This is a genomic window from Mycobacterium sp., assembly GCF_049278535.1.
GTDB lineage: Bacteria > Actinomycetota > Actinomycetes > Mycobacteriales > Mycobacteriaceae > Mycobacterium.
The window spans coordinates 1-7,472 of record NZ_JBAPMI010000353.1; the positions used below are offsets into that span (position 1 = coordinate 1).

Annotated in this window: 6 protein-coding genes and 1 pseudogene; 6 read left to right on the forward strand and 1 reads right to left on the reverse strand. The window is 62.1% G+C overall.

Annotation, left to right across the window (positions count from 1 at the left end; all coding sequences use genetic code 11):
- Window positions 1–218: WXG100 family type VII secretion target (locus tag WAO18_RS23010; protein WP_422208540.1), on the forward strand; the 218-nt coding region annotated here is incomplete at its 5' end.
- Window positions 219–446: 228 nt separating this feature from the next.
- Here the strand turns inward: WAO18_RS23010 and WAO18_RS23015 are convergent.
- Entirely contained in the window at window positions 447–2,261 is a 1,815-nt protein-coding gene (locus WAO18_RS23015; protein ID WP_422208541.1) for a tetratricopeptide repeat protein, read from the reverse strand.
- Window positions 2,262–2,758: 497 nt separating this feature from the next.
- Here WAO18_RS23015 and WAO18_RS23020 point away from each other — a divergent pair, with 497 nt between their 5' ends.
- The 5 genes and pseudogenes from WAO18_RS23020 to WAO18_RS23040 all read left to right on the forward strand — a co-directional run.
- Complete coding sequence (locus tag WAO18_RS23020; RefSeq protein ID WP_422208542.1) at window positions 2,759–3,532, forward strand: response regulator transcription factor; 774 nt, start codon at window positions 2,759–2,761, stop codon at window positions 3,530–3,532.
- Between the two features lie 16 nt (window positions 3,533–3,548).
- Window positions 3,549–5,033 (forward strand): sensor histidine kinase, encoded by a 1,485-nt coding sequence (locus tag WAO18_RS23025; RefSeq protein ID WP_422208543.1) that lies wholly within the window; start codon window positions 3,549–3,551, stop codon window positions 5,031–5,033.
- A 322-nt stretch (window positions 5,034–5,355) separates the two neighbouring features.
- Window positions 5,356–5,445 carry a potassium-transporting ATPase subunit F gene (locus WAO18_RS23030; protein WP_422208544.1) on the forward strand — a complete coding sequence of 30 codons (90 nt, stop codon included), beginning with the start codon at window positions 5,356–5,358 and terminating at the stop codon, window positions 5,443–5,445.
- Window positions 5,445–7,115, forward strand: coding sequence for a potassium-transporting ATPase subunit KdpA (gene kdpA, locus WAO18_RS23035; protein ID WP_422208545.1), 1,671 nt, complete (start codon window positions 5,445–5,447; stop codon window positions 7,113–7,115). The genes WAO18_RS23030 and kdpA overlap by 1 nt, the downstream gene beginning before the upstream one ends.
- A gap of 1 nt (window position 7,116) precedes the next feature.
- Window positions 7,117–7,472 (forward strand): annotated as a pseudogene (locus WAO18_RS23040) (hypothetical protein); the annotation flags it as partial.

The window sequence follows — 7,472 nt, forward strand, 5'->3', positions numbered from 1 at the left end:
CCTTGGAGGCCGAGCACCAGGCCATCGTGCGCGATGTGCTGGCTGCCGGTGACTTCTGGGGCGGCTCGGGTTCGGTGGCCTGCCAGGAGTTCATCACCCAGTTGGGCCGCAACTTCCAGGTGATCTATGAACAAGCCAACAGCCACGGCCAAAAGGTGCAGACCGCCGGCAACAACATGAGCTCGACGGACTCCGCCGTCGGCTCCAGCTGGGCCTAACACCCACCCAACTCCTGTGGCCCGCACACCCACCGGTGTGCGGGCCACAACCTTTTCCGGGGGCTAGTCGTCCATCGGCGAATGCGGGAACCCCGTTCGAGCACAGTCCGATTCGGCGCGGCACATCTCCTTACCCATTATTCATTGGGCGGTCGGGATCCTCCGCTGCCTCCGGACCGGAGTCGATTCAGCTTTGGCCGACGAGCAGGATAATCTCCAAAAAAGGCCCTAATCAAGGCAATTGATGCACAGGACTTCGTCGAGAGTTGCGGTAGCGGCTGTGCTGTCAGCCCGATCCAGTCGTTCGGTGTCGAACATCGCCGGACCGTCGGCCATCAGTCCAGTCAGGACGTAGCGGCCGCCATCCGGTGTCCGGCGTACCGTTTTCTCGGGGGCGCTGGCGCCGTTGAGCTTAGTAGCGTCGGCGAGGTTGATTCCCACCTGGAAGACCCGAGATTCGGCGTCGAGGATCGCGGTGAGCCGGGCGATGTAGCTGTCGGGGGCAAAGAACTGCCAGCCGTGGTCCAGATGCAGCCAATGGCGTCCGCGAACGTGTTCGCGAAGCTCGGCCCCGACGGCGCCCTCGACAAACTCAAGAAACGCGTAGCGCTGGTGCAGGATCGCGCGTTCCTCGGGTGATCGACCGTCATCGAAAACCAGAAAGCGTCCAACCTGTGCCACATCAAGGCAGCAGTGCAAAAACGAGTTCAGTGTCACTGCGGTGGTGCCCCAGTTCGGTCCGGCGATCATGCTGACTGTGACCGCTTCGTTGCGTGGTCTTAGGCTGAGGTTGCGCACCAACACTTCTGGGTATGACGATGTCGCTTCGAGCATGGCCGGAACCGATACGTCGCGGTTGGCCGCGATCCTTTTTCGGTCATCGTCAGGGATGTCAGGCCGGGCCAGTAGGCGTCGGCACAGGATGAACGCCTCGTGATGGTTGCCGATCCCGGATGCGCACACCGCCTGCTCGTCGATGGCGCGCCAGGCGTAGATGGCTGGGTCGTGAATGATGATATCGTCTGCGGGAAGCGGGATTTGGACAGCGCGTTCAGCGAATAGGTAGCCGAGTCGGTAGCGCTTTTCGGCGCTATAGTGTCGGGCGATGCCATAGAAGGGCTCGGCGCGGGTCGGTCGAAACTCCCAGGCTTGCATGTACGCGTTCTGGACCTCGAGCCACGGCGTATCGAGTTTTTCCAGCGACTGCGCAATCCGGAGCATCGCCAAGAAGATGTCCTCGTCCTCGGCGCCGATCTCGATCAGCCGCTCGGAGTACCTGGACGCATTGATGAAGTCTTCGATATTGAAATAGATCTGGGCCAGCATATGCACGGGTAGCGGATCGTCGGGGTTGCTTTCCGCTTGGAGCAGGAAGCGATCGATCAACCGCTGGTGAGGATCGACCTCCCGAGGGACGTCAGCCTGAGGCACCACACTGCTTACGGCCGTCTCAAACTGAGCGTCAGTAATCTCGAGGCCCAGCTCGTCGGCGAGGCGGCGGATCACAACGGCGGGGGTGGAGCGAAGCGCCTCGAAATCGACCCGCACGGTCGCGACGCCGGCTAGCGAGAGGTCGCGAGCGGCGATCAATTGAGCGGTCGACTCAGCCCGTTCCTGCTCGTCCTTCCACCATCCAAGTCGATTCAGCGACGCCACAATGTTCGCCGCGGGTCGGTCTACCACAACCGGCACGACCGGACCCCAGGCGTCACGGATGCGATCAACCGCAACGCAAAGAACGGGGTGCTTCACGCCGGGCCGGCGTTCCGCGATGTGGGCTGCACGGCGATGGTTGTCGGCCCAACTGCGAAGTTTCGCCTTTAAGGTACGAGCATCCATTTGCAACTGACCACCAGGCTCGCTAAAAGCCCTGCGACACAATTGGCTGAGATCCGAGTCCTCCCAGGTGTCGTCCAGCTCACGAACGCCCACGTCAAATCGAGTGCCCATGAACACCCCGAGGTGATGGAGCACTTTGGCGACGGCCGACGTGCCGCCACACCACGGGCCGAGCACGACGATGATCGGCTCAGCGACCGCCATGACGCCCTCCCGCAGTGCCGAATTGCCAGGTACGGTACCCGATGTCCGCTGTATTTGCCGGGCGAGGCATAGCAGGTGCACCTCGCGCTGCGGCTAAAAATTCGTCAGCGTCAGCGATGGTGCGCTTGCCGATCTTACGGATGACGTCATCGTTCAAGGATCCCGCTATTTCAACGCGCTGTCGGCCCTGACGTTGCCTGGTAGTTCGGCCGACCCTGCGAATGCGTTGCAGCGCAGAGCGACTTGACGAGCGACACCACAGGATCGCCGGCCGCAGCGACAGGCATCTCCGAGTGGATGGTCATGAAAGACGTTGTCAACATTCACTTCTCCGTATTTCCCGGCTTTGGAGAGGCCACAAATATCAGGTGCACCGATGAGATGCATGGAAAGCGCATATCCGCGGGCCCGCACCGTCGTTAGCCAGATAGCCAGCACATGTGAGAAAGATATGAGCTTCGTGACAACGCCGTGTGTGGCAGGGAGAATTGACGAGCATGGCGGTTATGTCGAGTTCCGCACGTGAGCAGCGGCCACGTCAAGCCATCCTCGGTCAGCTGCCACGGATCTGCCGGGACGACGGATCCCCGATTCGGGTTTTGCTGGTCGACGACGAACCGGCCTTGACCAACCTGGTCAAGATGGCGTTGCACTACGAGGGCTGGACGGTCGAGGTCGCGCACAACGGCCGGGAAGCCGTCAGTAAGTTCGACGATGTCGAGCCCGATGTGCTCGTCCTCGACATCATGCTTCCCGACATCGATGGCCTTCAGATCCTGCAGCGGATCCGCGAGTCAGGCCCCTACACTCCCACCCTGTTTCTTACTGCGCGAGACTCGGTGATGGACCGGGTGACCGGCTTGACCGCCGGCGCCGACGACTACATGACCAAGCCATTCAGCCTGGAGGAGTTGGTCGCGCGCTTACGCGGCCTGCTCCGCCGATCCAGCCACCTCGCTCCGCCGGCAGAGGAGAGCCTCACCATCGGCGACCTGACCCTCGACGGCGCGAGCCACGAGGTAACCCGTGCGGGCGCACCGATTTCGCTCTCGTCAACCGAGTTCGAGTTGTTGCGCTTCTTGATGCGCAACCCACGCCGGGCGCTGACCCGCACCGAAATTCTGGACCGTGTCTGGAATTACGACTTCGCCGGACGCACCAGCATTGTCGATCTGTACATCTCGTACCTACGGAAGAAGATCGACGCCGGCAGAGAGCCGATGATCCACACCGTACGCGGCGTCGGGTACATGCTCCGCCCACCCGCATAATGCCAAGATGAGGCAAATGACCGGGCGCCCAAGCACTCCGTGGTGGCGCCCACGGACATTGCGTCACCAGCTGGTCCTCGGCGTCTCGATGGTGGTCACGATCGTCGTCTTGGTGGTCGGGGTCATCTCCGTGGTGAGCCTGCGGGCCTACGTCAATGCGATGAACGATGCCGAAGTGTCCGAATCTCTTGACGCACTGGATCACTCGTTCGCCAGGTACCGCGCCGGCGACGCGGGCCATCATGGCGACATAGGCCAAGCCTTGTTGGGATTCACCGGGCAGAACGCGGGCAACGTCATCGCCGTTGTCCACAACGGCGATGTGATCGGTTCGGCCGTGTTTTACGAGGACGATCCACGCCCCGGTGGACCCGACGTGGTCGCGGCCATCAAGCAACAGCACTGGCGCGATGGTGAGTTACGCACGTTAAAACTCGGCAGGCTTGGTCCATACCGGGTGAGCAGCCAACAATCCGGCACCAATGATGTTCTTGTGGTTGGGGTTTCACTAGGTTTGGTCAACAAGACCATCAGCCGCCGAATCGTCAGTGCAACAGTACTTTCGATAGCAGCGCTGTTGGTGACGGCAGGCCTCACCGCATTGGTGGTCGGCTACGCGCTGCGCCCGTTACGTCGGGTCGCCGTCACCGCCGCAGAGGTCGCGGGCACACCGCTGACCGGCGACGATCATCGCATCACTGCCAGGGTGCAATCGGACGACACCGATCCAGACAACGAGGTCGGAATTGTCGGCCACACCTTGAACCGACTGCTGGAAAACGTCGATGGCGCGCTCACTCATCGAGCCGAATCCGACCGGCGCATGCGGCAATTCATCACCGACGCCAGCCACGAACTGCGCACGCCACTGGCAGCGATCCAGGGCTACTCCGAGCTCACCCGCCAGGACAGCGCAGCGCTGCCACCGACGACGGAATACGCGCTGGCCCGTATCGAGTCGGAGGCCCGGCGGATGACCTCGCTGGTCGACGAGCTCCTACTGCTGTCCCGGTTGGGCGAGGGCGAAGATTTGCGCACCGAAGATGTCGACCTGGGTGACATCGTCCTCAATGCGGTCAACGACGCCGCTGTGGCAGCGCCCACCCACCAGTGGTTCAAAGACCTGCCCGACGAGCCGGTCTGGGTACGCGGCGATTCCGACCGACTGCATCAACTCATCAGCAATCTGCTGGCCAACGGCTGGATGCACACCCCGCCCGGCGTCACGGTGACGACCGGAATCGCCTGCCATCGCTCGGGAAACGAAGCGCCTTACGCCGAGCTGACAGTTGCCGATGACGGGCCCGATATCGATCCGGAACTACTCCCCCATCTTTTCGACCGATTCGTGCGCGCGAAAGACGCCCCGCACGACGGCTCGGGAAACGGGCTCGGCCTCGCGATTGTCGACTCGATCGTCAAAGCGCATGCCGGGACGGTCAGCGCCGAATCCTCCGGCGGCCAAACCACATTCCGGGTGCGTCTGCCACTCGTTGAGTAGCCCGGATCACAGCGATCTCAGCAAAGCTGAATAGTCTCGTCTAGGCTAGTCAAGGATAGAAAGTGCCTGTTCCGCAAACCAAATCCGGTTGGCGTGCTGTAAAGAAAACGTTAGCGACGGCGCTTTGTACATCGATCGCGCCTAGCTTCTATCCAGACCTCATCTTCGAGGACTAAATTGCTTGCCGGAACCAAGACTTGATCGCCGGTCGACCTGACCGGCTTGTCACGAACGGAGAAACGATGGCCGTGGTTGCCTACGTCCTGCTGACGGTGGCAGTGTTCGCCGTCCTGGGGATTGCGCAAAAGCTGGTCGAAAAGCTGTGAGCTTCGAAAACATAGTCGGCCTCGTGCTCGCTGCGATAGTTGCCGTTTACCTGGTCGCTGCGCTGTTCCTCCCGGAAAGGTTCTAGTGAGCACAACTGGCGCGGGGATCGCATTCCTCGCTTTGCTCGTGTTTGCTTTGGTGGCAGTCCACGTGCCGCTGGGCGATTACATGTATCGCGTGTACACCTCGGAGCGGGACTGGCGGATCGAAAAGCTCGCCTACCGGATCATCGGCGCCAACCCCAAAGCCCAACAGCCCTGGTTCGCCTACGCCCGTAGCGTGCTGGCTTTCTCGGCGGTCAGCGTGCTGTTCCTGTTCTTCTTCGAGTTGTTGCAGGGCAAGCTGCCACTGCACCTGCACAACCCGGCGACCCCGATGACGCCGGCGCTGGCCTGGAACACCGCAGTCAGCTTCGTGACGAACACCAACTGGCAGGCGTACTCCGGTGAGTCAACGCAAGGTCATCTGGTGCAGATGGCCGGGTTGGCCGTGCAGAACTTCGTATCCGCCGCGGTGGGCATGGCCGTCGCGATAGCTCTGGTTCGCGGCTTCGCGCGAACCAAAACCATTGAGCTAGGCAACTTCTGGGTGGATCTGGTTCGGGGCACCGTGCGCATCCTGCTGCCGCTGTCGTTTATCGCCGCGCTTGTGCTCGTCGCGGGCGGCGCGATCGAGAACTTTCACTTGCACGATCAGGTCGTGACCACGCTGAACGGCGCGCAACAAACCATTACCGGCGGGCCGGTCGCCAGCCAGGAAGCCATCAAGGAACTCGGCACCAACGGCGGCGGGTTCTACAACGCAAACTCCGCTCACCCCTTCGAAAATCCGAACAGGTTCACCAACTGGGTCGAGATCTTCCTACTGCTCGCGATCAGTTTCTCGCTGCCGCGCACCTTCGGGCGCATGATCGACAGCAAGAAGCAGGGTTTCGCAATCGCCGCGGTCATGGCTGTCCTCGCAGCGACGAGCTGGGCGATCACGATGTGGATGCAGGTGCAGCACCACGGCACGGTGCCGACCGCGGTCGGCGGGGCCTTGGAAGGTGTCGAGCAGCGCTTCGGTGTTCCCGACTCTTCGGTATTCGCCGCTTCGACCACGCTCACCTCGACCGGCGCTGTCGACTCGGCACATGACTCGTACACCAGCATCGGTGGGCTGGTCGAACTGTTCAACATGCAGATCGGTGAGGTGGCGCCGGGCGGCGTCGGCTCTGGTCTCTACGGCATGCTGATCATGGCCGTCATCACGGTATTCGTCGCCGGGCTGATGGTCGGCCGCACACCGGAATACCTCGGCAAGAAGATCAGGCCCCGCGAAATGAAGCTTGCGGCAAGCTATTTTCCGGTGACCGAATTGCTGGTGCTGGTCGGTGCCGGCGTCGCGATGGGGTTGCCCGGCCCGCGGTCCGGCATGGCCAACACCGGACCACACGGCCTGTCCGAAGTGCTCTACGGATTCACCTCGGCGGCCAACAACAACGGCTCTGCATTCGCCGGCCTGTCGGCGAACACCACGTTCTACAACACAGCGCTGGGCCTGGCCATGTTGTTCGCCAGGTTCCTGCCGATGATCCTTGTGCTGGCCCTAGCCGGATCACTTGCGCGCCAAGGTCATACGCCTGAATCGCCGGGCACGCTACCGACCCATCGGCCGCAGTTCGTCGGTCTGGTGGCGGCCGTGACGGTCATTCTGTGCGCCCTGACCTTCCTGCCGGCTCTGGCACTCGGGCCCCTCGCTGAAGGAATTCACTGACATGACTACGCCTGCGGCTTCCAAAACCGACGCGGCTCACGCGTCGCACCACCGCATAGGCGGCCACGCATCGAGCGGGCGCGTCGAAGGCGGCTTGCTCGACCCCGCGCTGCTGGCAAAATCCCTGCCCGAGGCAATCCGCAAGTTCGATCCGCGCACCCTGTGGCACAACCCGGTGATGTTCCTCGTCGAAATCGGCGCCATCTGGTCGACGGTCCTCACTGTCCGCGAGTCGTCGTGGTTTGGCTGGCTGATCGTGTTCTGGCTCTGGCTGACAGTCCTTTTCGGCAACCTGGCAGAGTCCGTCGCTGAAGGGCGCGGCAAGGCACAAGCCGATACTTTGCGGAAGTCCAAGGC

Coding starts and splice junctions, on each gene's coding strand:
- WAO18_RS23015 (WP_422208541.1), bottom strand. CDS start 2,261: ATGGCGGTCGCTGAGCCGATCATCGTCGTGCTCGGCCCGTGGTGTGGC.
- WAO18_RS23020 (WP_422208542.1), top strand. CDS start 2,759: ATGGCGGTTATGTCGAGTTCCGCACGTGAGCAGCGGCCACGTCAAGCC.
- WAO18_RS23025 (WP_422208543.1), top strand. CDS start 3,549: ATGACCGGGCGCCCAAGCACTCCGTGGTGGCGCCCACGGACATTGCGT.